Annotated in this window: 18 protein-coding genes; 14 read left to right on the top strand and 4 right to left on the bottom strand. The window is 53.6% G+C overall.

The genetic code is table 11. The features are described 5' to 3' along the window. The first annotated feature begins 9 nt into the window (after positions 1 to 9). Positions 10 to 660 (top strand): response regulator transcription factor RcsB, encoded by a 651-nt coding sequence (rcsB, locus tag HV243_RS08235; protein WP_003027592.1) that lies wholly within the window; start codon positions 10 to 12, stop codon positions 658 to 660. A 111-nt stretch (positions 661 to 771) separates the two neighbouring features. Here rcsB and rcsC read toward each other — a convergent pair whose 3' ends face one another. Beyond that, the gene (gene rcsC / locus HV243_RS08230; protein WP_053389233.1) at positions 772 to 3,618 is read right to left on the bottom strand and encodes a two-component system sensor histidine kinase RcsC; all 2,847 of its coding nucleotides are present in this window, start codon (positions 3,616 to 3,618) and stop codon (positions 772 to 774) included. 168 nt (positions 3,619 to 3,786) lie between these two features. On the opposite strand from rcsC, the gene atoS reads away from it, so the two are divergent. The 6 genes from atoS (at position 3,787) to HV243_RS08200 (ending at position 11,053) form a co-directional block, all read left to right on the top strand. Further along, entirely contained in the window at positions 3,787 to 5,625 is a 1,839-nt protein-coding gene (atoS, locus tag HV243_RS08225; protein WP_032947136.1) for a two-component system sensor histidine kinase AtoS, read from the top strand. Beyond that, positions 5,622 to 7,007 (top strand): acetoacetate metabolism transcriptional regulator AtoC, encoded by a 1,386-nt coding sequence (atoC, locus tag HV243_RS08220; RefSeq protein WP_049268993.1) that lies wholly within the window; start codon positions 5,622 to 5,624, stop codon positions 7,005 to 7,007. The genes atoS and atoC overlap by 4 nt, the downstream gene beginning before the upstream one ends. 199 nt (positions 7,008 to 7,206) lie before the next feature. Next, on the top strand, positions 7,207 to 7,866 hold the full coding sequence (gene atoD, locus HV243_RS08215; protein ID WP_016153792.1) for an acetate CoA-transferase subunit alpha: 660 nt from the start codon (positions 7,207 to 7,209) through the stop codon (positions 7,864 to 7,866). A gap of 2 nt (positions 7,867 to 7,868) precedes the next feature. Next, positions 7,869 to 8,519: a 3-oxoacid CoA-transferase subunit B gene (locus HV243_RS08210; RefSeq protein WP_016153793.1), complete on the top strand. Its 651-nt coding sequence runs from the start codon at positions 7,869 to 7,871 to the stop codon at positions 8,517 to 8,519. Next, on the top strand, positions 8,516 to 9,838 hold the full coding sequence (locus tag HV243_RS08205) for a TIGR00366 family protein (RefSeq protein ID WP_016153794.1): 1,323 nt from the start codon (positions 8,516 to 8,518) through the stop codon (positions 9,836 to 9,838). The genes HV243_RS08210 and HV243_RS08205 overlap by 4 nt, the downstream gene beginning before the upstream one ends. Positions 9,839 to 9,868: 30 nt before the next feature. Continuing rightward, complete coding sequence (locus HV243_RS08200; RefSeq protein WP_053389234.1) at positions 9,869 to 11,053, top strand: acetyl-CoA C-acetyltransferase; 1,185 nt, start codon at positions 9,869 to 9,871, stop codon at positions 11,051 to 11,053. A gap of 43 nt (positions 11,054 to 11,096) precedes the next feature. Here HV243_RS08200 and gyrA read toward each other — a convergent pair whose 3' ends face one another. Further along, on the bottom strand, positions 11,097 to 13,733 hold the full coding sequence (gene gyrA, locus HV243_RS08195) for a DNA topoisomerase (ATP-hydrolyzing) subunit A (protein ID WP_016153796.1): 2,637 nt from the start codon (positions 13,731 to 13,733) through the stop codon (positions 11,097 to 11,099). A 158-nt stretch (positions 13,734 to 13,891) separates the two neighbouring features. On the opposite strand from gyrA, the gene ubiG reads away from it, so the two are divergent. The 4 genes from ubiG to yfaE all read left to right on the top strand — a co-directional run bounded on the left by ubiG (position 13,892) and on the right by yfaE (position 18,846). Beyond that, positions 13,892 to 14,620, top strand: a complete 729-nt coding sequence (ubiG, locus tag HV243_RS08190) for a bifunctional 2-polyprenyl-6-hydroxyphenol methylase/3-demethylubiquinol 3-O-methyltransferase UbiG (RefSeq protein ID WP_016157023.1) — start codon at positions 13,892 to 13,894, stop codon at positions 14,618 to 14,620. A gap of 443 nt (positions 14,621 to 15,063) precedes the next feature. Continuing rightward, positions 15,064 to 17,349, top strand: a complete 2,286-nt coding sequence (gene nrdA / locus HV243_RS08185) for a class 1a ribonucleoside-diphosphate reductase subunit alpha (protein WP_016153798.1) — start codon at positions 15,064 to 15,066, stop codon at positions 17,347 to 17,349. Positions 17,350 to 17,461: 112 nt separating this feature from the next. Then, positions 17,462 to 18,592, top strand: coding sequence for a class Ia ribonucleoside-diphosphate reductase subunit beta (gene nrdB, locus HV243_RS08180; protein ID WP_016153799.1), 1,131 nt, complete (start codon positions 17,462 to 17,464; stop codon positions 18,590 to 18,592). After that, positions 18,592 to 18,846: a ferredoxin-like diferric-tyrosyl radical cofactor maintenance protein YfaE gene (gene yfaE, locus HV243_RS08175; protein WP_016153800.1), complete on the top strand. Its 255-nt coding sequence runs from the start codon at positions 18,592 to 18,594 to the stop codon at positions 18,844 to 18,846. Before nrdB ends, yfaE begins: the two co-directional genes overlap by 1 nt. Positions 18,847 to 19,018: 172 nt before the next feature. Here yfaE and glpQ read toward each other — a convergent pair whose 3' ends face one another. Both glpQ and glpT read right to left on the bottom strand, forming a co-directional pair. Further along, complete coding sequence (gene glpQ / locus HV243_RS08170; protein WP_053389235.1) at positions 19,019 to 20,086, bottom strand: glycerophosphodiester phosphodiesterase; 1,068 nt, start codon at positions 20,084 to 20,086, stop codon at positions 19,019 to 19,021. Between the two features lie 3 nt (positions 20,087 to 20,089). Continuing rightward, positions 20,090 to 21,448 carry a glycerol-3-phosphate transporter gene (glpT, locus tag HV243_RS08165; RefSeq protein ID WP_016153802.1) on the bottom strand — a complete coding sequence of 453 codons (1,359 nt, stop codon included), beginning with the start codon at positions 21,446 to 21,448 and terminating at the stop codon, positions 20,090 to 20,092. Positions 21,449 to 21,718: 270 nt separating this feature from the next. Between glpT and glpA the strand changes: the two genes are divergently transcribed. From glpA to glpC, 3 genes are read left to right on the top strand one after another with little or no spacing between them, the layout of a single operon-like run. Then, entirely contained in the window at positions 21,719 to 23,347 is a 1,629-nt protein-coding gene (gene glpA / locus HV243_RS08160; RefSeq protein WP_016157025.1) for an anaerobic glycerol-3-phosphate dehydrogenase subunit A, read from the top strand. Next, the gene (gene glpB / locus HV243_RS08155) at positions 23,337 to 24,596 is read left to right on the top strand and encodes a glycerol-3-phosphate dehydrogenase subunit GlpB (protein WP_047500915.1); all 1,260 of its coding nucleotides are present in this window, start codon (positions 23,337 to 23,339) and stop codon (positions 24,594 to 24,596) included. The genes glpA and glpB overlap by 11 nt, the downstream gene beginning before the upstream one ends. Further along, entirely contained in the window at positions 24,593 to 25,783 is a 1,191-nt protein-coding gene (glpC, locus tag HV243_RS08150; RefSeq protein WP_016153805.1) for an anaerobic glycerol-3-phosphate dehydrogenase subunit GlpC, read from the top strand. Before glpB ends, glpC begins: the two co-directional genes overlap by 4 nt. The last annotated feature ends 311 nt before the right edge of the window (positions 25,784 to 26,094 follow it).

Genomic DNA, 26,094 nt, shown 5'->3' with positions numbered 1-26,094 from the left:
GCCCAATACATGAACACTATGAACGTAATTATTGCCGATGACCACCCGATTGTACTGTTCGGTATTCGTAAATCACTTGAGCAAATCGAGTGGGTAAACGTTGTCGGCGAATTTGAAGACTCCACTGCACTGATCAACAATTTGCCTAAGTTAGATGCTCATGTGTTGATTACCGACCTCTCCATGCCGGGAGATAAATACGGTGACGGGATCACGTTAATTAAGTATATCAAGCGCCATTTCCCGAGCCTGTCGATTATTGTTCTCACCATGAACAACAACCCGGCAATCCTGAGCGCGGTACTGGATCTCGATATTGAAGGAATTGTCCTGAAGCAAGGCGCGCCAACAGATCTGCCGAAAGCGCTTGCCGCGCTGCAGAAGGGTAAGAAATTCACCCCGGAAAGCGTTTCTCGTCTGCTGGAAAAAATCAGCGCCAGCGGTTACGGCGACAAACGTCTGTCACCGAAAGAGAGCGAAGTTCTGCGCCTGTTTGCCGAAGGTTTCCTGGTTACTGAAATCGCGAAAAAACTCAACCGCAGTATTAAAACCATCAGCAGCCAGAAAAAGTCGGCAATGATGAAACTCGGTGTGGAAAACGATATCGCCCTGTTGAATTACCTTTCTTCCGTCACGCTGAGTCCTTCAGACAAAGAGTAATTCTATTAACATCGACGTGCCTGATGGCACGGCGTTTATCAGGCCTACGAATGACACGATATTGTGCGTGTTACGTAGGCCGGATAAGGCTAACGCCCCATCCGACCTCTTTTATTCCCGCGCCTTTCTCACTCTTTCCGCATAGACCGTCAGCGTCTGCTTCAATACATCTAACGTCACCGGCTTAGACAGACAGCTATCCATACCTGACTCCAGACAACGCTGCTTCTCTTCAGCCAGCGCGTTGGCCGTCACGCCGACAACCGGCAGGGTTAATCCTAACTGGCGAATACGCTGGGTCAGGCGATAACCATCCATGTTCGGCATGTTAACGTCGCTCAGCACGATGTCGATATGGTTTTTACTCAGTACATTGAGTGCGTCCACGCCGTCATTCGCGGTTTTACACTGATACCCCAACGATCCCAACTGATCGGCCAGTAAACGCCTGTTGATAGGATGATCGTCGACCACCAGAATCATCATGTCATCGTTAGTTGCAGCAACTTTATCCGGGGCTGGCAACGCCGTTGAAAGCTCTTCACTGCTCAGCTCAAGGCTGTAGATATGCGCCAACAGCGCGGGCAATTCGTGAGGCGATGCCACGCTGTGCACCCATTCCCCAGGCCCCCTTTCCAGCGGAATACCGATATGACGACGGCAGAAAATAACCGCGGCGCGTCCCTGCCACGCCTGGTCCAGCACATCGTCGGCAATCAGCAGGTCATCCGCATCCGGTTGCTGTCCCTCATAGCACTGCACCGTCATCCCGTTACGCGCCAGACTGGATTCAATAAACTGGTACAGCGACGCGTTACGCACCGCCAGCCAGCAACGTTTACCGACAAGCCCTTCGATACCTTTTTTCAGCGGGTACTGCGCGCCATAAAGCGGAATACGCAGCATAAACTGGCTACCCATTCCCGGTTCAGAATCGACGGAAATATCCCCATCCATCATGCTGATCAGTTTTTCACAGATAGCCAAACCAAGCCCGGTTCCCTGGAAATTACGCTGTACGCCGGTTCCCACCTGGAAGAAAGGATCAAACAAGCGGACGACCTCTTTGGCTGGGATCCCAACCCCGGTATCACGCACGCGAATACTGAGATAGTCTTCGTTACACTGCACGTGCAGCACAATGCAGCCGGTATCGGTAAACTTGATAGCATTACTCAGCAGATTGGAAATCACCTGCTGCAAACGCATCGGATCACCATTGAGCGCCACCGGTACATTCGGGTCGATAAAGCAGTACAACCCCAGCTGTTTGCGAACCACCAGCGGCAGATAGTTAGCCGTAATATGATTCATTACTTCACGCGGTGAAAACTCGCGCGGTTCAATCTTCAGCTGTTCAGATTCAATTTTCGAGAAATCGAGAATATCGCTGATAATCTTCAACAGCAGGCTGGAAGAGTTGTTCATCGCCGTCACCAGGCGATCCACTCCGTTGGGTAACTCTTTGGTTTGCAACAAATCAAGGTTACCGATAATGCCATACAGCGGCGTACGCAGCTCGTGGCTTACCGTCGCAAGGAACATCGATTTGGACTGGCTCGCCTGCTCCGCCGCCTGCGCCATCTCCTGCAACGACTCTTCCATTTTAACGCGCGCGCTGATGTCAACCAGCACGCAAATTGCCACGTTTTCATTACGATAGCGCGAGTGCACAAAGCTGATTTGCAGATTGGTATTGTTGCTGGTCAGCACATCAACAAAATTGACCTGCTGGCCGCAGATAATTTGCGTTAACCGTTGCCGGTCTTCATGCGTCAGCATGTTGAGATAGGTGTGCGCCAGCTCATTACTCAGGATGTTAATGCCATCTATCGTACGCAGAATACAAATCCCAACCGGCGCAGAAGCCACGATTTTACGGTTAAACTGCTCGTGCTCTTCCAGACGCTGGGCATCGCTTTCCGCAGGAATAAAAATGCGCCGCTCATACATGCGCGTGAGCATAAATAACGCCGCGCCAACCAGCACATTCAGCAGAATAGCGTTCAGGATCATCATGCGGATCCGCTCCAGCACCAGGTCGACCGGTACTGAATAAACAATGCTTAGCGATGACGGGGGCAGGTTTTTCTTCAGCACCAGTTCGTGAAAACCCGACGTATAGCCAAACCAGGAGCGCTCCTGCATCCAGCGAGGTTCAGCCTTAATATTCCCCTCGGGGCCTGTGAGCGAAATCAGCGCATGACCATTTTCATCAAGGATGGTCACTCCCATCGGCAAACTGCCCGGCGTGAAAAAGTTCTCCATGCGGATAGGCTGTTCCACACCCAACAGCGCCTGCAGGCGATTAGCGAGATAAACCGGCGTCAGCGCATAGAAATAGCCTATCCCCGGCCGCGGCCCCTGGCTAATCCAGAACAGGTTATTACCGTTTTCGTCCTGCGGTGCATTGCGATACTTAATAATGCGCTCATGCAGCGCCTTCAACGCCCCGTCACGTTCGACAGGCATATCACGCAGACCGAAATTGGCCATGCAAAGGTTGTCGCTGCCGATCAGGAACACACGATTCAAATCATAGGCCGCGGAAAAGTTATCCCGCCAGTAGCGCATAAACCACGCCAGCGATTCCAGAGAACCTCGCCAGGCGTTGCCCATCACCGAGCAGTCGGAGTCGGCAAACAGCGGCTCGAAGTTTGGCACGGCAGTTTTATCATCTCGCGCGCGCAACGACATCACGCCGTTTTCCGCCGTTAAGCGATTCTCCGCGATATATTTCAGCTCTTTAATCACATCAGAGGTGCGCTGAATGTAACGTTGGGCCTGATCGGAACTGAGGTTAAGCTCCTGGTGAATCTCGGACTCTCTCTGGTGCAGCGCATTCACGATGTAGAAAACAGAGGCAAATGCGATTAGCCCCCAGATCAGGAGCGCCAACGCCCTGAACAGATAGCGTGAGACTTTTAGCGTTGAATGAACGGAAGCAAGGTATTTCAAAGGGGCGAAGCTCCGCCTCAGGGCATTAATAGAGTGTGGTTAAGGTAGCGGTAAATGTCCGGCGTCGCAATGCCCTCTCTTTACGGGAATATGATACACCGCTCTGAAACCATTGTCTTAACCCGTGATAATCGTCGTTTGCCTGAAAAACACTGCACGGATGTCAGAATGCGCGACCTGAGATGGCTGGCTCGTCGGTTATACCCACGACGATTACGCAACCAAATGATCATGATGGCCATCCTGATGGTCATCATTCCGACGATATCTATAGGTTATATCGTAGAAACTGAAGGCCGTTCAGCAGTCTTATCTGAAAAAGAGAAAAAACTGTCATCGGTGATAACCCTGCTAAACGATGCGCTGGGCGACCGCTTTAGTCACTACCCAAATTTGCCGCGTGAAGCACGCATTCGCGCGCTTAATCAAGAGCTGGCCCCCATCACCGAGCGCATTACGCAAGCGTTTCCCGGCATTGGCGCCGGGTATTATCACAAAGCGCTGGATGCCATTATCACCTACGCCCCCTCCGCGCTTTACCAAGGCAACGTAGGTATCACCATCACCGAGGATCATCCCGGACGCGAAGTGATGAGTAGCAACGCGCCTGTGGTCTATTCCGGGCGACAGGTTCGCGGCGACATACTCAACTCGATGATCCCAATAGCGCGCCAGGGAGAGGTTATTGGGTATATCTGGGCCAATGAGCTCACCGAAGATATCCGCCAGCAGGCCTGGAGAATGGACGTCAGGATTATTGCCGTACTGGTTGCCGGGCTCATCTGTAGCCTGCTGCTCATCGTGCACTTCTCACGTCGACTCAGTGCGAATATCGACATCATCACTGATGGGCTTTCCACGCTGGCACAAAAAACCCCTACCCGACTGCCTGAACTCCCCGGCGAGTTAGGACAAATCAGCCGTAGCGTCAATGCGCTGGCACAAACGCTACGGGAAACCAAAACCCTTAACGATCTGATCATTGAAAATGCCGCAGATGGCGTGATCGCCATCGACAGGCAAGGCGACGTTACCACCATGAACCCGGCGGCAGAACAGATAACAGGCTACACGCTGCATGAGCTGGTCGGACAGCCCTATGCGACGCTCTTTGCCAATACGCAGTTTTATAGCCCGGTACTGGACACCCTTGAGCACGGTACTGAACATGTGGCCCAGGAGATTAGCTTTCCAGGACGAGAACGCACCATTGAGATCAGTGTAACCACCAGTCGGATCCATAACGCACACGGCGAGCTGATTGGCGCGCTGGTTATTTTCTCCGATTTAACCGCCCGTAAAGAGACCCAGCGTCGGCTGGCGCAAACCGAAAGGCTTGCCACCCTGGGTGAGCTGATGGCCGGCGTCGCGCATGAAGTGCGAAACCCGCTGACTGCAATTCGTGGCTACGTCCAGATCATCCGCCAGCAAACCTCGCTGCCGGAACATCAGGAATATTTATCTGTTGTGCTGAATGAAATTGATTCCATCAATAAAGTTATTCAGCAACTGTTAGATTTCTCACGCCCACGACAAAGCCAGTGGCAACAGATTCGGCTCAATGCGCTCATTGAAGAGACGCTAATCCTGGTGCAAACCGCTGGCCTACAGGCACGGATCGCCTTTACAACGGAATTAGATCCCAGCCTGCCGCCGATCGTCGCCGATCGCGAGCTTCTCAAACAGGTGATCCTCAATATTTTAATCAATGCGGTGCAGGCGATCGCTGCGCGAGGCGAAATTCGCATCCGTACCTGGCAATACTCGGCCTCGCAACAGGCCGTGATGATTGAAGATAATGGCAACGGTATCGATCTCGCCATACAGAAGAAAATATTCGATCCCTTTTTTACGACAAAAGCATCAGGCACCGGTCTTGGACTGGCGCTGAGCCAGCGCATCATTAACGCGCATCAGGGGGATATCCACGTAACCAGCCAGCCTGGCTGCGGGGCGATATTCACTCTGATTTTACCTCTTAACCCGCAGGGAAATCCGTCAGAATGAAAACGACCTATCGTATTCTCATCGTTGATGATGAAGAAAATGTTCGCCGTATGCTTGCCACCGCATTTTCCCTGCAAGGGCATGAGACACATTGCGCCAGCGACGGGAAAGCCGCGCTGAGCCTGTTTAGCGAAACGCAGCCAGACGTGGTGCTGATGGACATTCGCATGCCGGAGATGGACGGTATCGACGCGCTGAAAGTTATGCGCACGCAGCAACCACGGATCCCCGTCATTCTGATGACCGCTTACGCTGAAGTAGAAACCGCAGTAGAAGCTTTACGTAGCGGCGCATTCGACTACGTGATTAAGCCCTTTGATCTCGACGAGCTAAGCATGGTGATTCAACGCGCATTGCAACTGCAGGAGATGAAACAGGAAATCCGCAATCTGCATAAAGCGTTGACCACCAGCTGGCAGTGGGGACACATTCTGACCACCAGCCCGCGTATGATGGATATCTGTAAAGACACGGCGAAAATCGCCCTCTCCCAGGCAAACGTGTTGATTAGCGGTGAAAGCGGCACAGGAAAAGAGCTGATCGCCCGCGCCATTCACTACAACAGCAAACGCGCCAATGGCCCTTTTATCAAAATTAACTGCGCGGCCCTGCCGGAGTCGTTGTTGGAAAGCGAGCTATTTGGTCACGAAAAAGGCGCGTTTACCGGGGCACAGACATTACGCCAGGGATTGTTCGAACGCGCTCATCAGGGAACTTTATTGCTTGATGAAATTGGCGAGATGCCGCTGGTGCTGCAGGCCAAGCTGCTGCGCATTTTGCAGGAGAGAGAGTTTGAACGCATCGGCGGGCACCAGACCATTCGCGTTGACATTCGAATCGTCGCCGCCACCAACCGCTGTCTGCAAACGATGGTGAAGGAAGGAACGTTTCGCGAAGACCTGTTTTACCGGCTCAACGTTATCCATCTGACTTTGCCGCCCTTACGCGAGCGTCGTGAAGATATTGCCTTATTAGCAAACCACTTTTTACAAAAATTCAGCTCTGAAAATCAGCGGGATATTATCGAGATCGACCCGACGGCGATGTCGATCCTCACCGCCTGGCCCTGGCCCGGTAACATTCGCGAACTGTCAAACGTCATCGAACGTGCAGTCGTTATGAATACCGGTGCGGTGATCTTTGCCGACGATCTCCCCGACCCGTTGCGCAACCCGGTTAGCGCCACAACAGAGGCAAAACCGACTTACTCCGGGGAACGCAATCTGAAAGAAGAGATTAAGCGTGAGGAAAAACGAATTATCCTCGAAGTCCTCGACAATCAGGACGGCAATCGCACCCGCACGGCGCTGATGCTGGGAATTAGCCGTCGCGCTTTAATGTATAAATTACAAGAGTACGGCATCGACCCATCGGGTTCCTGATACGCAAATTTGCTATGCAGAATTTTGCACACTGCGCAAAATTCTGCATAACCCCTCGTGGTCTCCTTTCACCAAGACAACAAAAATAAACCAATAAATTCAATCAACTAAACATTAATACGTTTCTTTAGTCATTCTGGCACCCTGCTTGCAATTCCCTGAGCGTACCCAAAATGGAGTATGCAAAAAGGGAAACATAATGAAAACAAAACTGATTACCTTACAAGACGCTGCAGGCTTCTTTCGTGACGGCATGACCATCATGGTCGGTGGTTTTATGGGCGTTGGCACACCACCTCGTCTGGTTGAAGCCCTGCTGGAATCCGGCGTCAGAGATCTGACACTGATTGCTAACGATACCGCCTTTGTCGATACCGGTATCGGCCCCCTGATCGTCAATGGGCGGGTGAGCAAAGTGATTGCCTCGCACATTGGTACAAACCCGGAAACCGGTCGTCGCATGATTGCCGGCGAGATGGATGTACAGCTGGTTCCGCAAGGTACCCTGATCGAGCAGATTCGTTGCGGCGGCGCGGGTCTTGGCGGCTTTCTGACCCCCACTGGCGTTGGCACCATCGTGGAAGAAGGCAAGCAAACCATGACGCTTGAGGGTAAAACCTGGCTGCTTGAACGCCCATTACGCGCCGATTTAGCGCTTATTCGCGCCCACCGCTCTGACATGCTTGGCAACCTCACCTACCAGCTCAGCGCCCGTAACTTTAACCCTCTGATTGCCCTCGCCGCTGATATCACGCTGGTCGAACCGGACGAAATGGTTGAAACAGGGGAGCTGCAGCCTGACCAGATTGTGACCCCCGCCGCCGTTATCGACCATATCGTCATTCCACAGGAGAGCTAATCATGGATGCTAAACAACGTATTGCGCGCCGGGTGGCGCAAGAACTTCGCGATGGCGATATCGTCAACTTAGGTATCGGCCTGCCAACGATGGTAGCTAACTACTTACCTGCTGATATTCACATTACGCTGCAATCTGAGAACGGTTTTCTGGGACTGGGCCCAGTCACCACCGCCCATCCTGACCTGGTGAACGCGGGCGGCCAACCGTGCGGTATTTTGCCGGGCGCGGCGATGTTTGATAGCGCCATGTCGTTCGCGTTGATTCGCGGCGGTCATGTTGATGCCTGTGTGCTTGGCGGGTTGCAGGTCGACGAGCAGGCAAACCTCGCCAACTGGGTGGTTCCCGGCAAGATGGTGCCCGGCATGGGTGGCGCAATGGATCTGGTGACCGGTGCGCGTAAAGTCATTATCGCCATGGAGCATTGCGCAAAAGACGGCTCCGCAAAAATCCTGCGTCAATGCACCATGCCGCTCACTGCACAGCATGCTGTGCATATGCTGGTCACCGAGCTGGCTGTATTCCGCTTTATAGATGGCAAGATGTGGCTGACTGAAATCATCGAAGGATGCGACATCGCCACGCTATGTGAAAAAACCGAAGCACAGTTTGAAATTGCCGACGATCTGCGCATCCTGCGAGGTGACGCATGATTGGCCGCATCGCTCGCTTTATGACACGGGTAGTCAGCCGCTGGCTGCCCGACCCACTGATTTTCGCCATGTTATTAACGTTGCTGACCTTTGGCATCGCGCTGTGGTTAACGCCGCAGACCCCCATCAGCATGGTGAAATTCTGGGGTGACGGTTTCTGGAACCTGCTGGCGTTTGGTATGCAGATGGCGCTGATCATCGTAACCGGCCATGCGTTAGCCAGTTCCGGGCCGGTGAAAAGCCTGCTGCGTACGGCGGCATCCGCCGCCAAAACCCCCGCTCAGGGCGTCATGCTGGTGACTTTTTTTGGTTCAGTTGCCTGCGTTATTAACTGGGGATTTGGTCTGGTGGTCGGGGCGATGTTCGCCCGCGAAGTTGCTCGTCGGGTACCGGGTTCCGATTATCCGTTACTGATTGCCTGCGCCTACATCGGGTTCCTGACCTGGGGCGGCGGCTTCTCCGGCTCAATGCCTTTGCTGGCGGCAACGCCTGGCAACCCGGTCGAGCACGTAGCGGGCCTCATTCCTGTCGCGGATACCCTGTTCACCGGCTTCAATATTTTCATCACGCTCGGCCTGATTGTGGTGATGCCGTTTATCACCCGGATGATGACGCCAAAACCTTCAGATGTGGTGAGCATCGATCCGAAACTGTTACTGGAAGAAGCTGATTTTCAAAAGAAACTGCCGCCAGATGCGCCGCCATCTGAAAAACTGGAAGAGAGCCGCATTCTGGCGCTGATCATCGGTGCATTAGGGATTGCCTATCTGGGTATCTATTTTGCCGAGAAAGGTTTCAACATCACCATCAATACCGTCAACCTGATGTTTATGATTGCCGGTCTGCTGCTGCACAAAACGCCGATGGCCTATATGCGTGCCGTTAGTGCTGCCGCACGGAGTACCGCCGGGATTCTGGTGCAATTCCCCTTCTATGCCGGCATTCAGTTGATGATGGAGCACTCCGGCCTCGGTGGGCTCATTACTGAATTTTTCATCAACGTTGCCAACAAAGATACCTTCCCACTGATGACTTTCTTCAGTTCAGCACTGATTAACTTTGCCGTGCCATCCGGCGGTGGCCATTGGGTTATTCAGGGACCGTTCGTCATGCCTGCCGCTCAGGCGCTGGGTGCCGATCTTGGCAAATCAGTCATGGCCATCGCCTACGGTGAGCAGTGGATGAACATGGCACAACCGTTCTGGGCGCTACCCGCGCTGGCCATCGCCGGTCTCGGAGTACGCGACATTATGGGCTACTGCATCACCGCCCTGCTCTTCTCCGGCGTCATTTTTGTTATTGGATTGACCTTGTTCTGACGGCAACAACTTAATTAAAGGAACTGAAAAATGAAAAACTGTGTCATCGTCAGCGCGGCACGTACCGCAATCGGCAGTTTTAACGGCGCACTGGCAACTACGGGTGCCGTCGAGCTTGGATCAATCGTCATTAGAGCCGCTCTTGAACGCGCGCACCTTGACCCACAGCGCGTGGACGAGGTGATTATGGGCAACGTGCTGCAGTCAGGACTCGGGCAAAACCCAGCGCGTCAGGCATTATTAAAAAGCGGCCTGTCCGACACCGTTTGCGGCTTTACAGTCAACAAAGTGTGCGGCTCTGGCCTGAAAAGCGTGGCGCTTGCCGCCCTCGCTATCAAGGCCGGACAAGCCCAGGCGATCGTCGCGGGAGGGATGGAAAACATGAGCCTTGCCCCCTACCTGTTAGATGCAAAAGCCCGCTGGGGCTATCGCCTCGGTGACGGGCAATTGTCCGACGTGATTCTGCGCGACGGCCTGATCTGCGCCGAGCATGGTTACCACATGGGGATCACTGCAGAAAATGTTGCCAAAGAGTATGGCATCAGCCGCGAAATGCAGGATGAACTGGCTCTGCAGTCACAGCGTAAAGCCGTTGCCGCAATCGAGTCTGGCGCATTTGAGGCTGAAATCGTGCCCGTCAGCGTGTCATCACGGAAGAAAACCATCATCGTTGAGCGTGACGAATTCCCCAAAGCTGACTCGACGGCAGAAGGCCTCGCCGCATTGCGTCCAGCCTTTGATAAAGCAGGAACCGTCACCGCAGGTAACGCCTCGGGGATCAACGACGGTGCAGCGGCATTAGTGATAATGGAAGAGTCCGCAGCACTGGAGGCTGGGCTGAAGCCACTGGCGCGAATCAAATCTTGGGCCAGTGGCGGCGTAGCACCGGCTATGATGGGCATGGGGCCGGTTCCCGCCACGCTGAAGGCACTGCAACTGAGCGGCTTACAGCTTTCTGATATCGATCTGATCGAAGCTAACGAGGCATTTGCTGCTCAGTTTCTTGCCGTTGGTAAAACGCTGGGGTTTGATCCGCAAAAGGTTAACGTCAACGGTGGGGCAATTGCGCTGGGACACCCTATCGGCGCCAGCGGCGCGCGAATACTGGTGACGCTGCTGCATGCGCTACAGGCACGGGATCAAACGCTTGGACTGGCCACGCTGTGCATCGGCGGCGGTCAGGGCATTGCGATGATAGTGGAGCGAATGAATTAAAAAAAAGGGCCGGATATTTCCGGCCCTTTTTATCACGTCTTAATTACTCTTCAGCGTCGTCCGCTGCATCGTCATCGCTTTCCGCTTCAGGCGCGATATCCTCGTCCCCTTCAGCAGCGCTACCGTCGATGGAGTCGAGCTCTTCATCATCAACCGGTTCAGCAACGCGTTGCAGACCCACAACGTTTTCATCTTCCGCAGTACGGATGAGGATAACGCCCTGGGTGTTACGCCCTACCACGCTGATTTCCGACACGCGAGTACGCACCAGCGTACCTGCATCGGTGATCATCATGATCTGGTCGGTATCTTCAACCTGCACTGCGCCGACAACGGAACCGTTGCGCTCGGTGACTTTGATGGAGATAACGCCCTGGGTCGCACGAGACTTGGTCGGATACTCTTCCGCCGCCGTACGTTTACCGTAGCCGTTCTGGGTAACGGTGAGGATAGCACCTTCACCGCGCGGAACGATCAGCGATACCACGCTGTCGCTTTCCGCCAGTTTGATACCGCGTACGCCGGTCGCGGTACGTCCCATCGGACGAACAGCCCCTTCTTTGAAGCGCACCACTTTACCGGCAGCAGAGAACAGCATAACTTCGTCACTACCAGACGTCAGGTCAACGCCAATCAGCTCATCGCCTTCGTTCAGGTTAACCGCAATGATACCGGCTGAACGCGGACGGCTGAACTCGGTCAGCGCTGTTTTCTTCACGGTACCGCTGGCGGTTGCCATGAAGACGTTGACGCCTTCTTCGTACTCACGTACTGGCAGAATTGCGGTGATACGTTCGTTAGCTTCCAGTGGCAGCAGGTTGACGATAGGACGTCCACGCGCACCACGGCTTGCTTCCGGCAACTGATAAACCTTCATCCAGTACAAACGACCGCGGCTGGAGAAGCAGAGGATCGTGTCATGGGTGTTGGCCACCAGCAGGCGGTCGATAAAGTCTTCTTCTTTAATTCGTGCTGCAGATTTGCCTTTACCGCCACGACGCTGCGCTTCGTAATCGGTTAACGGCTGATATTTCACGTAGCCCTGATGAGACAAGGTCACGACAACATCTTCCTGGCTAATCAGATCTTCGATGTTGATGTCAGCACTGTTCGCGGTGATTTCGGTCCGACGTGCGTCGCCGAACTGTTCACGAATCAGCTCCATCTCTTCACGGATGACTTCCATCAGACGATCGGCGCTGCCCAGAATGTGCAGCAGTTCAGCGATCTGCTCCAGCAGCTCTTTGTATTCGTCGAGCAGTTTTTCGTGCTCAAGGCCGGTCAGTTTCTGCAAACGCAGATCCAGAATGGCCTGGGCCTGCTGTTCAGTCAGGTAGTACTGACCGTCACGCACGCCAAATTCCGGCTCCAGCCATTCAGGACGCGCGGCATCATCGCCGGCACGTTCCAACATGGCAGAAACGTTACCCAGCTCCCACGAACGCGCGACCAGCGCTGCTTTCGCTTCTGCCGGGGTTGGCGCACGGCGGATCAGTTCGATGATCGGATCGATGTTCGCCAGCGCAATCGCCAGCGCTTCAAGGATGTGCGCACGGTCGCGGGCTTTACGCAGTTCAAAGATAGTACGGCGGGTTACGACTTCACGGCGGTGACGTACAAACGCAGCAATAATATCTTTCAGGTTCATGATTTTCGGCTGTCCATGGTGCAACGCAACCATGTTGATACCGAAAGAAACCTGCAGTTGGGTCTGGGAGTAGAGGTTGTTCAGAACCACTTCCCCGACTGCGTCGCGTTTCACTTCAATCACGATGCGCATACCGTCTTTGTCAGACTCGTCACGCAGCGCGCTGATACCTTCAACGCGTTTGTCTTTTACCAGCTCGGCGATTTTCTCGATCAGGCGCGCTTTGTTCACCTGATACGGAATTTCATGGACGATGATGGTTTCACGGCCAGTTTTGGCATCCGCTTCGACTTCCGCGCGTGCGCGAATGTACACCTTGCCACGGCCGGTACGGTAGGCTTCTTCAATGCCACGACGACCGTTGATGATCGCGGCGGTCGGGAAGTCCGGACCCGGAATATGTTCCATCAGCCCTTCAATGCTGATGTCTTCATCGTCAATGTATGCCAGGCAGCCGTTGATCACTTCCGTCAGGTTGTGCGGCGGAATGTTGGTCGCCATACCTACCGCGATACCGGACGAACCGTTCACCAGCAGGTTAGGAATTTTGGTTGGCATGACGTCAGGAATTTGTTCGGTGCCGTCGTAGTTATCGACGAAATCCACCGTTTCTTTTTCCAGGTCAGCCATCAGCTCATGGGCGATTTTCGACATACGGATTTCCGTATAACGCATCGCCGCTGCGGAGTCGCCATCGACAGAACCAAAGTTACCCTGACCATCTACCAGCATGTAACGCAAGGAGAATGGCTGCGCCATACGAACAATGGTGTCGTAAACGGCGGTATCACCATGAGGGTGGTATTTACCGATTACGTCACCAACGACACGGGCAGATTTTTTATAGGCTTTATTCCAGTCGTTGCCCAATACGTTCATGGCGTAAAGTACGCGACGGTGAACCGGCTTCAGGCCATCTCGGACGTCCGGCAGCGCACGGCCAACAATGACCGACATCGCATAATCCAGATAGGAGCTCTTCAGCTCTTCCTCAATGTTGACCGGTGTAATTTCTCTCGCAAGGTCGCTCATCTAACCGCTATCCCTCTACTGTATCCCGGATTCAAAGGTCGCAAATTATAACACATCCGTGCAGATTCAGGTAAATGGATTCCCCCTGACAGAGGCTTTATTCATCCCGTCAGGCTGATATACTCATTTGCATCGCAAATTTAGGAGTAGAAGCCCCAATGAATGCCGAAAAACCTCCGGTAACTCACAACGTTGATCAGGAAGAAATTGCCAAGTTTGAAGCAGTCGCGTCACGCTGGTGGGATCTTGAGGGTGAATTTAAGCCACTGCACCGTATTAACCCACTGCGCCTGGGCTATATCACGGAGCGCTCAGGCGGCCTGTTTGGTAAAAAGGTACTCGACGTCGGCTGCGGCGGCGGCATTCTGGCGGAAAGCATGGCGCGCGAGGGCGCAACCGTCACCGGGCTGGACATGGGCTTTGAACCGTTACAGGTAGCAAAACTGCATGCGCTGGAGAGTGGCATCCAGGTGGAATACGTCCAAGAAACGGTTGAAGAACATGCGGAAAAACATGCGCATCAGTATGACGTTGTGACCTGCATGGAAATGCTGGAGCACGTACCGGACCCGCAGTCGGTGGTCAGGGCCTGCGCCAGACTGGTCAAACCGGGCGGCGAAGTGTTTTTCTCCACGCTTAATCGCAACGGCAAATCCTGGCTAATGGCGGTGGTCGGCGCGGAATATATTTTGCGTATGGTGCCAAAAGGCACGCATGATGTGAAAAAATTCATTAAGCCGGCTGAACTGTTAGAGTGGGTTGACCAGACCGTGCTGAAAGAGCGTCATATGACCGGCCTGCACTACAACCCGATCACCAACAGTTTTAAACTCGGACCCGGCGTTGATGTGAACTATATGCTACACACTACCGCGCAAGCAGATTAACCTCCTCCACCCGGCCGGATAAGGCGTGCAACGCCGCAATCCGGCACCGTACCTGATAGTGCGCAGCTTTCGGGCCTGCGCATCGCCTACCAATCCTGAGTAGGATCGTCAGGGCAATTTTTGCGCCAGGTCATAAGAACTTACCTTGCCTTAGATGAAGAAATCAGCACTCGATCAAATTTTCTATTTTTTTTCTCAATTATTGACATCCTCGCCAGGCCTTATAAGACGTGCACTTAGCGATTATTACCCTTTTGCAACCTCAATTTAACCTCAAAATCAACTCTTGTACTGAAAAGAATCCCTACTAGAATACTCACCATATAGCGTCTACTTTATCAAACAACCCCTACATATAGTATTTATCCACAGACTTAGTCACAACATGACTTTGTGGATAATATGGGGGATATTTTTTCTTTCACGGACAGGTAAAAAACCACATGAATCAGAGTCTGCTGGTGACAAAGCGTGATGGTAGTACAGAGCGCATCAATCTCGACAAAATCCACCGAGTTCTGGATTGGGCGGCAGAAGGACTGAATAACGTATCGATTTCTCAGGTCGAGTTGCGCTCCCACATTCAGTTTTATGACGGTATCAAGACATCCGATATCCATGAAACAATCATCAAAGCTGCCGCCGACCTGATCTCCCGCGAGGCACCGGATTATCAGTACCTGGCTGCTCGCCTGGCGATTTTCCATCTGCGCAAAAAAGCCTACGGCGAGTTTGAACCGCCGAAACTGTTCGACCATGTCGTGAAAATGGTTGAAATGGGCAAATACGACAATCATCTGCTGGAAGACTACACGGAAGAAGAGTTCAAGCAGATGGACTCGTTCATCGTACACGACCGTGATATGACCTTCTCCTACGCTGCGGTGAAGCAGTTAGAAGGTAAATACCTGGTACAAAACCGTGTTACCGGTGAGATTTATGAAAGCGCGCAGTTCCTCTACATTCTGGTAGCGGCCTGCCTGTTCTCTAACTATCCGCGTGAAACGCGTCTGCAATACGTAAAACGTTTCTACGACGCCGTTTCTACGTTTAAAATTTCGCTGCCGACGCCGATTATGTCCGGCGTGCGCACCCCTACCCGTCAGTTCAGCTCCTGCGTACTGATCGAGTGCGGCGACAGCCTGGACTCCATCAACGCCACCTCCAGCGCGATTGTGAAATACGTTTCCCAGCGCGCCGGCATCGGTATCAACGCCGGTCGCATCCGTGCGCTGGGTAGCCCGATCCGCGGCGGTGAAGCGTTCCACACCGGTTGTATTCCGTTCTACAAGCACTTCCAGACCGCGGTAAAATCCTGCTCCCAGGGCGGCGTACGCGGCGGTGCTGCAACGCTGTTCTACCCAATGTGGCACCTGGAAGTTGAAAGCCTGCTGGTCCTGAAAAACAACCGTGGCGTCGAAGGCAACCGCGTGCGTCACATGGACTACGGCGTACAGATCAACAAACTGATGTACACCCGTCTGCTGAAGGGCGGCGACATCACGCTGTTCAGCCCGTCCGACGTTCCAGGCCTGTATGATGCGTTCTTCGCTGACCAGGACGAATTCGAACGTCTGTACACCAAATATGAAAACGACGACAGTATCCGCAAGCAACGCGTGAAAGCCGTTGAGCTGTTCTCACTGATGATGCAGGAACGTGCCTCTACCGGGCGTATCTATATTCAGAACGTTGACCACTGCAACACCCATAGCCCGTTTGATCCAATTGTCGCTCCGGTGCGCCAGTCTAACCTGTGCCTGGAAATCGCCCTGCCGACCAAACCGCTGACCGACGTTAACGACGAAAACGGCGAAATTGCGCTGTGTACGCTGTCCGCATTTAACCTCGGTGCTATCAACAGCCTGGACGAGCTGGAAGAGCTGGCCGAATTGGCGGTGCGCGCGCTGGATGCGCTGCTCGATTATCAGGATTATCCGATTCCTGCCGCCAAACGCGGCGCGATGGGTCGCCGTACGCTGGGTATTGGCGTGATCAACTACGCCTACTGGCTGGCGAAAAACGGTAAGCGTTATTCTGACGGCAGCGCGAACAACCTGACTCACAAAACCTTTGAAGCCATTCAGTATTACCTGATGAAAGCCTCTAACGAGCTGGCGAAAGAGCAAGGCGCGTGCCCGTGGTTTAACGAAACGACCTACTCCAAAGGTATTCTGCCGATCGATACCTATAAAAAAGATCTCGATGCTATTGTCAACGAGCCGCTGCATCTGGACTGGGAACAACTGCGCGAATCCATCAAAACGCACGGTCTGCGTAACTCCACGCTGTCAGCCCTGATGCCATCGGAGACCTCTTCGCAGATCTCTAACGCCACCAACGGTATTGAACCACCGCGCGGCTATGTGAGCATCAAAGCGTCGAAAGACGGTATTCTGCGCCAGGTCGTGCCGGACTACGAACACCTGCACGACGCGTACGAACTGCTGTGGGAAATGCCGAACAACGATGGCTATCTGCAACTGGTAGGTATCATGCAGAAATTTATCGATCAGTCGATTTCCGCCAACACCAACTATGATCCGTCGCGCTTCCCATCCGGAAAAGTACCGATGCAGCAGTTGCTGAAAGACCTGCTCACCGCCTACAAATTTGGTGTCAAAACGCTGTATTATCAAAACACCCGTGACGGTGCGGAAGATTCTCAGGACGATCTGGTGCCGTCCATTCAGGACGACGGCTGCGAAAGCGGCGCATGTAAGATCTGATGAACGATGCCGGGTGGCACCAGGCTCACCCGGCCTACAGTAGCTTGGTTTGTAGGCCGGAAAGGGTGCTTGTAACGCCATCCGGCACTCATCCCACAAAGGATTCACATCAATGGCATACACCACTTTTTCACAGACGAAAAATAACCAACTTCTGGAACCGATGTTCTTCGGCCAGCCGGTGAACGTCGCCCGCTACGATCAGCAAAAATATGACATCTTCGAAAAACTGATCGAAAAGCAGCTCTCTTTCTTCTGGCGTCCGGAAGAAGTTGATGTTTCTCGCGATCGCATCGACTTCCAGGCGCTGCCGGAACATGAAAAGCATATCTTCATCAGCAACCTGAAATATCAGACGCTGCTGGACTCCATTCAGGGACGTAGCCCGAACGTGGCGCTGCTGCCGTTAATCTCGATCCCTGAGCTGGAAACCTGGGTGGAAACATGGGCGTTTTCAGAAACGATCCACTCCCGTTCCTACACCCACATCATTCGTAACATCGTGAACGATCCGGCGGTGGTGTTTGATGACATCGTCACCAACGAGCAGATCCAGAAACGCGCGGAAGGCATTTCCAGCTATTACGACGAATTGATTGAGATGACCAGCTACTGGCATTTGCTGGGCGAAGGCACGCATACCGTTAACGGTAAAACGGTTGTCGTAAGCCTGCGTGAACTGAAGAAGAAGCTGTATCTGTGCCTGATGAGCGTGAACGCGCTGGAAGCGATCCGCTTCTACGTCAGCTTCGCCTGCTCCTTCGCCTTCGCCGAACGCGAACTGATGGAAGGCAACGCGAAAATTATTCGCCTGATCGCCCGCGATGAAGCCCTGCATTTGACCGGGACCCAGCATATGCTGAACCTGCTGCGCAGCGGCGTGGACGATCCGGAAATGGCGGAAATCGCCGAAGAGTGTAAACAAGAATGCTACGACCTGTTCGTACAGGCCGCGCTGCAGGAAAAAGAGTGGGCGGATTATCTGTTCCGTGACGGCTCAATGATTGGCCTGAATAAAGACATTCTGTGCCAGTACGTTGAGTACATCACCAACATCCGTATGCAGGCTGTCGGACTCGACTTGCCGTTCCAGACCCGCTCTAACCCAATCCCATGGATCAACACCTGGCTGGTGTCTGATAACGTGCAGGTTGCGCCGCAGGAAGTGGAAGTCAGCTCTTACCTGGTCGGCCAGATCGATTCGGAAGTCGATACCGACGACCTGAGTAACTTCCAGCTCTGATGGGCCGCGTTACTCTGCGCATCTCTGGCACACAACTGCTGTGCCAGGATGAACACCCTTCCCTGCTTGCCGCGCTCGAATCGCACAATGTTGAAGTTGAATACCAGTGCCGCGCAGGTTATTGCGGCTCCTGCCGTACTCGTCTGGTAGCGGGACAGGTCGACTGGATTGCCGAACCTCTGGCCTTCATTCAGCCAGGTGAAATTTTGCCCTGCTGCTGTCGGGCAAAAGGCGATATTGAAATAGAGCTGTAACGCGTGGCGGGATAAAAATTACGACTAAAAAAGAGCCGCCGATGGACGGCAGCTCTTTATTTCTCCTGGAGGCAGGTATGGCCACGTTGACGGCAGACGGCCTTATCTAGCCGTTAATAACGTTTGATCCAACCAGGCCTGTGACCGGAGGTGCATCACAGACCTTGTGCCATTACTCTTTATTCAGGAATGTCACTGCTTTGTCGGGGAAGTCGGTGAACAGCCCGTCAACGCCCGCCTTGCTATACAGAATGTCATACAGCTGGTTTACGTCAGTGGTGTAATCCGGCAGTTGATCGGCACGAACGGTATAAGGATGCACCACCATCTTATTCTGATGCGCGTCCTGTACCATACCTGTTAACGAGATATTGCCTTTCTTCGACTTCTCATCAATCAGCATGTGGTAGTCCGGCCCAATGCCGTCCGCATACTGCGCAACCTGCTTCATGGCACCCGGTTTAAACATCCAGTCGTAGTTGTAATTAACCCAACTACCGTCCGGCTTTTTCTCCTGAGTTTCATTCCAGTCAGTGTACGCAATCAACTGTACCAGATTGAGATCCATCCCCATCTTCGGTTCCAGTTCATTCTTAATGCGCTTTAACTCTGCGACATCAAAACACTGTAGATAAACCTTGTCGTTCTTGTCGGTGTACCCGTACTTTTTCAGCACTTCCAGCGTCTTAGCCGCAATGTCCTTCCCTTCCTGATGATGGAACCACGGCGCTTTCATTTCCGGGTAAATGCCAATGTTTTTACCGGTTGAATGATTTAATCCCTGAACGAACTCAATCTCTTCTTCGAAAGTGTGCACACGGAAATCAGATTTACCCATCGGGAAACGCCCTGGGTAGGTCTGGACCTTTTTGCCATTTTCGATATCAAAGCCTTCGGTAAATTTCAGCGATTTAATCTCATCCAGCGTAAAGTCGATAGCGTAGTAGCGCCCATCTTTACGCGCACGATCCGGGAAACTCTCGGCAACATCGGTGACGCGGTCAAGGTAGTGGTCATGCAGGACAACCAGATGGTCGTCCTTGGTCATCACCAAATCCTGTTCCAGGTAATCAGCCCCCTGAGCATAAGCCATCGCTTTTGCTGGCAGCGTATGCTCCGGTAGATAACCGCTGGCGCCACGGTGCGCAATCACGATTTTTTCTGCGGCAACCGCCGCGCTGCTCACCACAATACCTGTCAGCATTAGCGCCACGCTGAGACTTTTCAATGTGGTTTTCATCTATTAGCCCCCGTTACGCTTCAGTGCGATCTCTTCGTGATGGCGTTTTTCGCCAATCATGACGACCACCAGCAGAATAACCGCCAGCACGCTACCGCCAATCATCACCATAAAGCCGCCGTCCCAACCGAAGAAGTCAACGGTATAGCCAACAATGGCGCTCGCCGCTACGGAACCGCCGAGATAACCGAACAGACCGGTAAAGCCAGCCGCCGTACCCGCCGCTTTTTTCGGTGCCAGTTCCAGCGCATGCAGACCAATCAACATTACCGGACCGTAGATCAGGAAGCCGATGATGATCATACAAGCCATATCCACGTTCGGGTTGCCTGCCGGGTTCATCCAGTAGACGATAGTCGCGATAGTCACCAGCGTCATAAAGAACACGCCGGTCGCACCACGGTTGCCACGGAAGACTTTATCCGACATCCAGCCGCACAGCAGCGTGCCCGGAATACCCGCATACTCATACAGGAAGTAGGCCCAGGATGATTTATCCAGCGCGAAATGTTTCACTTCTTTCAGATAGGTCGGGGACCAGTCCAGGATGCCGTAGCGCAGCAGATAAACAAACACGTTGGCGATAGCGATGTACCACAACAGTTTGTTCGGCAGTACGTATTGCATGAAGATCTGCTTCGCAGTCAGCTCTTCTTCCGCTTTCTCGTTGTAATCGTCCGGATAGTCGTTCTTGTACTCTTCGATAGGCGGCAGGCCACAAGACTGCGGCGTATCACGCATCAGAGCAAAAGCAAACAGCGCGACGACGATCGCACCGAAAGCAGGCATGTACAGCGCCGCTTTCCAGTCATTGAACCAGGCCATACCCAGCAGGAACAACAGAGGAGGCAGACCACCGCCCACGTTGTGCGCACAGTTCCAGACGGAGACAATGCCCCCACGCTCTTTCTGCGACCACCAGTGCACCATGGTACGACCACACGGCGGCCAACCCATTCCCTGGAACCATCCGCAGAGGAACAGCAGCACAAACATAACCGCAATGCTCGAAGTCGCCCACGGCACAAAGCCCATGAACAACATGACAGCGGCGGCCAGAATCAGACCCGCTGGCAGGAAAACGCGCGGATTCGAGCGATCCGAAACGGACCCCATGATGAATTTCGAAAATCCGTAAGCAATGGAGATACCGGATAACGCAAAACCCAGATCGCCACGCGAGAAACCTTGCTCAACCAGATACGGCATCGCAAGGGCAAAGTTCTTACGTACCAGATAGTACGCGGCATAGCCAAAGAAAATCCCCAGAAAGATCTGCCAACGTAATCGACGATATGTCGGGTCGATCTCCGCTGCAGGCAAACGCGCCGTGTGTGACGCTGGTTTAAAAATGCTCAACATAGTGTAGCCTCCGTGGCCGTCTTTCATTCGAAGTAAACACTGCAGTTCGTCATTACTACCCTACCGCTCCCAGTGTGGCCGCGATGTTAAGGAAAGATACATAACAAAAATGTGAAACGCTGCACATATTGTTACAGATTTATGACAAATGTTCATAAAGGCGCACGAAATCACGTTTCATTTTCGAATAATGAGCGATTATGCGCGAAATCAAACAATCCATGTTTTTTATGTGGCTAAATGATAAAAAACGAACTGTGAGGAAAAACAATGAAAATTCGCGACTCGCAAACAAGTGACGTGATTATCATTGGTGGAGGAGCAACAGGTGCAGGGATCGCACGCGATTGTGCGCTGCGCGGGTTGCGCGTCATCTTAGTGGAACGCCACGATATTGCCACAGGGGCGACCGGACGTAACCACGGTCTGCTGCACAGCGGTGCACGCTACGCCGTCACCGACGCTGAATCTGCCCGGGAATGCATCAGCGAAAACCAAATTCTCAAACGTATCGCCCGTCATTGCGTTGAGCCGACGGACGGTCTGTTTATTACCCTGCCGGAAGATGAACTCTCCTTCCAGGCAACCTTTATTCGCGCCTGTGAAGAGGCCGGTATTCGCGCAGAAGCCATTGACCCTAAGCAGGCGCGCATTATCGAACCTTCCGTCAACCCACAGCTGATTGGCGCGGTAAAAGTGCCGGACGGCACGGTTGATCCTTTCCGCTTAACCGCCGCCAACATGCTGGATGCGCGTGAGCATGGCGCAGTAATCTTAACGGCGCATGAAGTGACGGGACTGATTCGTGAAGGGGCAACGGTTTGCGGCGTGAACGTACGCAATCATCTGACGGGTGAGATGCAGTCTCTGCATGCGCCGGTAGTCGTCAACGCCGCCGGGATCTGGGGCCAGCGCATTGCGGAATATGCCGACCTGAGCATCCGTATGTTCCCGGCCAAAGGTTCGCTGCTGATTATGGATCACCGCATTAACCAGCATGTCATCAACCGCTGTCGTAAGCCATCTGACGCCGATATCCTGGTGCCCGGTGATACCATTTCGCTGATTGGCACCACCTCACAGCACATTGATTACGATGATATCGACAGTAACCGCGTCACCGCAGAAGAGGTCGATATACTGCTGCGTGAAGGCGAAAAACTGGCGCCGATTATGGCGAAAACGCGCATTTTACGCGCCTACTCCGGCGTGCGTCCTCTGGTAGCCAGCGACGACGATCCAAGTGGACGTAACGTCAGCCGTGGGATTGTACTGTTCGATCACGCCCAGCGTGACGGACTGGACGGGTTTATCACCATTACCGGCGGCAAATTGATGACCTACCGCCTGATGGCAGAGTGGGCCACCGATGCCGTTTGCCGTAAGCTGGGCAATACCCAACCTTGCACAACGGCAGACACGGCGCTGCCTGGCTCACAAGAATCGACCGAGCATACGCTCAAACGCGTGATCTCGTTGCCCGCGCCACTGCGCGGCTCAGCGGTCTACCGTCACGGCGATCGCACCCCTGCGTGGCTTAGCGAAGGTCGTCAGCACCGCAGCCTGGTCTGTGAATGCGAAGCGGTCACTGCAGGTGAAGTGCAGTACGCCGTCGAGAATTTGACCGTCAACAGCCTGCTGGATTTGCGTCGCCGTACCCGTGTTGGAATGGGGACCTGCCAGGGCGAATTGTGTGCCTGCCGCGCCGCAGGTTTGCTGCAACGTTTTAATGTCACCACCGCCGCGCAATCTATCACCCAGCTTTCCGATTTTCTCAATGAACGCTGGAAAGGCGTGCAGCCTATCGCCTGGGGAGATGCGCTGCGCGAAAGCGAATTCACACGCTGGGTCTATCAGGGATTGTGCGGTCTGGAAAAGGAGCACCAGGATGAAATTTGATACCGTCATTATCGGCGGCGGTCTGGCCGGACTGCTGTGCGGCCTGCAACTGCAAAAAAGCGGTTTACGCTGCACGATTGTCACTCGCGGCCAAAGCGCCCTGCATTTCTCCTCCGGCTCACTGGATTTACTCAGCAACTTACCCGATGGCCAACCGGTGACGGATATAGAAGCAGGCCTGAATGCGCTGCGCACTCAGGCACCCGCGCACCCGTACAGCACCATCGGAACGCACAACGTCCTGGAGCTGGCCCAGCAGGCGCAAAATCTGCTGGAAGAATGCGGAACGCATTTGCAAGGCAAGGTACATCAGTCACATCAACGCATCACCCCGCTGGGAACGCTGCGCTCAACCTGGTTAAGTTCCCCGGAAGTTCCGGTCTGGCCGCTGTCCGCGCAGCGTATCTGCGTTGTAGGTATTAGCGGTTTACTGGATTTTCAGGCACATCTCGCCGCGGCGTCGCTGCGTCAACGCAATCTCAGCGTCGAGACGGCAGAAATCGAGCTGCCTGAGCTGGATGTCCTGCGTGATAACCCGACCGAGTTTCGCGCCGTCAATATTGCGCGCCTGCTGGATAACGAAGATAAATGGTCGCTGCTCTATGACGCTTTACTGCCAGTAGCAAAAACCTGCGACATGATAATTATGCCGGCCTGCTTCGGTCTGGCGGATGAACAGCTCTGGCAATGGCTTAACGAGCGCCTCCCCTGCTCGCTGACGCTGTTACCGACCCTACCGCCTTCGGTACTGGGTATGCGTTTGCATAACAAATTGCAGCGCCAGTTTGTGCGCCAGGGCGGCGTCTGGATGCCGGGTGATGAAGTGAAGAAAATCACCTGTCAGGACGGCGTAGTCAGCGAAATCTGGACCCGTAATCATGCCGATATTCCTTTGCGGCCACGTTTCGCCGTGCTCGCCAGCGGCAGCTTCTTCAGCAGCGGGCTGGTCGCCACGCGTGAGGCCATCTACGAACCTATCCTGGGGCTGGATGTACAGCAAACCGCCACGCGCGCCGAGTGGTATGAGCGTGACGTCTTCGACCCACAACCGTGGCAGCAGTTTGGCGTTACGACCGATGCCGGGCTGCGCCCGTCGCTGGCGGGACAAACGATAGAGAACATGTATGCCATCGGTTCCGTTCTCGGCGGATTCGACCCTATCGCCCAGGGTTGCGGAGGCGGCGTGTGCGCTGTTAGCGCCTTACACGCCGCACATCATATTGCGAAACGTGCAGGAGGCCAGCAATGAGCGACACACGTTTTGAAAGTTGTATCAAATGCACGGTGTGCACCACGGCCTGCCCGGTAAGTCGCGTCAATCCGAACTACCCTGGTCCTAAACAGGCCGGACCGGACGGTGAGCGTCTGCGCCTGAAAGATGGCGCGTTATATGACGATGCGCTGAAATACTGCATCAACTGTAAGCGTTGCGAAGTAGCCTGTCCGTCAGATGTGAAGATTGGCGATATCATCCAACGCGCGCGCGCCAAATACGACACAACGCGTCCGTCGCTGCGTAACTTTGTCTTAAGCCATACCGATTTGATGGGTAGCGTGTCCACACCGTTCGCCCCGATAGTGAATACTGCCACCTCACTCAAACCGGTGCGTCAGTTGCTGGATTACGCGCTAAAAATCGACCATCGCCGTACGCTGCCGAAGTACTCTTTCGGCACCTTCCGCCGCTGGTATCGCAGCGTTGCCGCACAGCAAGCGCAATATCAGGATCAGGTTGCCTTTTTCCACGGCTGTTTTGTGAATTACAACCATCCGCAGCTCGGCAAAGATCTGATCAAAGTATTGAATGCGATGGGAACCGGGGTGCAACTGCTGAGCAAAGAGAAATGCTGCGGCGTACCGCTGATTGCCAACGGCTTTACCGATAAAGCGCGTAAGCAGGCGGTGAGCAACGTGGCCTCGCTCAGAGAAGCAATTGACGGTAAAGGCATTCCGGTGATCGCCACCTCATCAACCTGCACCTTTGCGCTGCGTGATGAATATCCGGAAGTGCTGGACGTCGACAACTCAGGTCTACGCGAACACATTGAACTTGCAACCCGCTGGCTGTGGCGCAAGCTGGATGAAGGCAAAACGCTGCCGTTGAAAACGCTGCCGCTGAAAGTGGTCTACCACACGCCATGCCACATGGAGAAAATGGGCTGGACGCTCTACACGCTGGAACTGCTACGACAAATTCCAGGGCTGGAGCTAACGGTGCTGGACTCGCAATGCTGCGGGATTGCCGGGACATACGGCTTTAAAAAGGAAAACTACCCGACATCGCAGTCCATTGGCGCACCGCTGTTCCGCCAGATTGAAGACAGCGGCGCTGATATCGTCGTCACCGACTGTGAAACCTGTAAATGGCAGATTGAGATGTCTACCAGTAAGCGCTGCGAACACCCCATCACCCTGCTTGCCAAAGCGTTAGGTTAATTCTGTTGCCCGGTGGCATTTGCTACCGGGCATTTTTGCGAATGCCGTTGTACATAACTGAATACGTTGCAACCGGACGTATTTACCTCTGACTCCTCCACGCAAAAAATCAATTCCTCAAATGCACCCCGCGTCATTCGTAGGTATCGTCACACCATCTTCTCCCTCTGGTGACGGACTACCATGGCTAAATCAGCAACATCAACACCGCATGATGCGGTTTTTAAAAGATGGTTTCTTATCCTGAGAATAATTATGTGAAGCACACAAAACCAATACTGACAGGCTGTAACCAGATTGCTGCGGCAATC

The sequence above is a fragment of the Citrobacter sp. RHBSTW-00599 genome, assembly GCF_013784065.1.
In the GTDB taxonomy this organism is placed as follows: Bacteria; Pseudomonadota; Gammaproteobacteria; order Enterobacterales; family Enterobacteriaceae; genus Citrobacter; species Citrobacter braakii.
This window is presented reverse-complemented; position numbering and strand designations above follow the sequence as displayed.

Bases quoted from the DNA above. Each gene is read 5' to 3' on its own strand.
- rcsB (WP_003027592.1), top strand. From the start codon at position 10: ATGAACACTATGAACGTAATTATTGCCGATGACCACCCGATTGTACTG.
- atoS (WP_032947136.1), top strand. From the start codon at position 3,787: ATGCGCGACCTGAGATGGCTGGCTCGTCGGTTATACCCACGACGATTA.
- atoC (WP_049268993.1), top strand. From the start codon at position 5,622: ATGAAAACGACCTATCGTATTCTCATCGTTGATGATGAAGAAAATGTT.
- atoD (WP_016153792.1), top strand. From the start codon at position 7,207: ATGAAAACAAAACTGATTACCTTACAAGACGCTGCAGGCTTCTTTCGT.
- HV243_RS08210 (WP_016153793.1), top strand. From the start codon at position 7,869: ATGGATGCTAAACAACGTATTGCGCGCCGGGTGGCGCAAGAACTTCGC.
- HV243_RS08205 (WP_016153794.1), top strand. From the start codon at position 8,516: ATGATTGGCCGCATCGCTCGCTTTATGACACGGGTAGTCAGCCGCTGG.
- HV243_RS08200 (WP_053389234.1), top strand. From the start codon at position 9,869: ATGAAAAACTGTGTCATCGTCAGCGCGGCACGTACCGCAATCGGCAGT.
- gyrA (WP_016153796.1), bottom strand. From the start codon at position 13,733: ATGAGCGACCTTGCGAGAGAAATTACACCGGTCAACATTGAGGAAGAG.
- ubiG (WP_016157023.1), top strand. From the start codon at position 13,892: ATGAATGCCGAAAAACCTCCGGTAACTCACAACGTTGATCAGGAAGAA.
- nrdA (WP_016153798.1), top strand. From the start codon at position 15,064: ATGAATCAGAGTCTGCTGGTGACAAAGCGTGATGGTAGTACAGAGCGC.
- nrdB (WP_016153799.1), top strand. From the start codon at position 17,462: ATGGCATACACCACTTTTTCACAGACGAAAAATAACCAACTTCTGGAA.
- yfaE (WP_016153800.1), top strand. From the start codon at position 18,592: ATGGGCCGCGTTACTCTGCGCATCTCTGGCACACAACTGCTGTGCCAG.
- glpQ (WP_053389235.1), bottom strand. From the start codon at position 20,086: ATGAAAACCACATTGAAAAGTCTCAGCGTGGCGCTAATGCTGACAGGT.
- glpT (WP_016153802.1), bottom strand. From the start codon at position 21,448: ATGTTGAGCATTTTTAAACCAGCGTCACACACGGCGCGTTTGCCTGCA.
- glpA (WP_016157025.1), top strand. From the start codon at position 21,719: ATGAAAATTCGCGACTCGCAAACAAGTGACGTGATTATCATTGGTGGA.
- glpB (WP_047500915.1), top strand. From the start codon at position 23,337: ATGAAATTTGATACCGTCATTATCGGCGGCGGTCTGGCCGGACTGCTG.
- glpC (WP_016153805.1), top strand. From the start codon at position 24,593: ATGAGCGACACACGTTTTGAAAGTTGTATCAAATGCACGGTGTGCACC.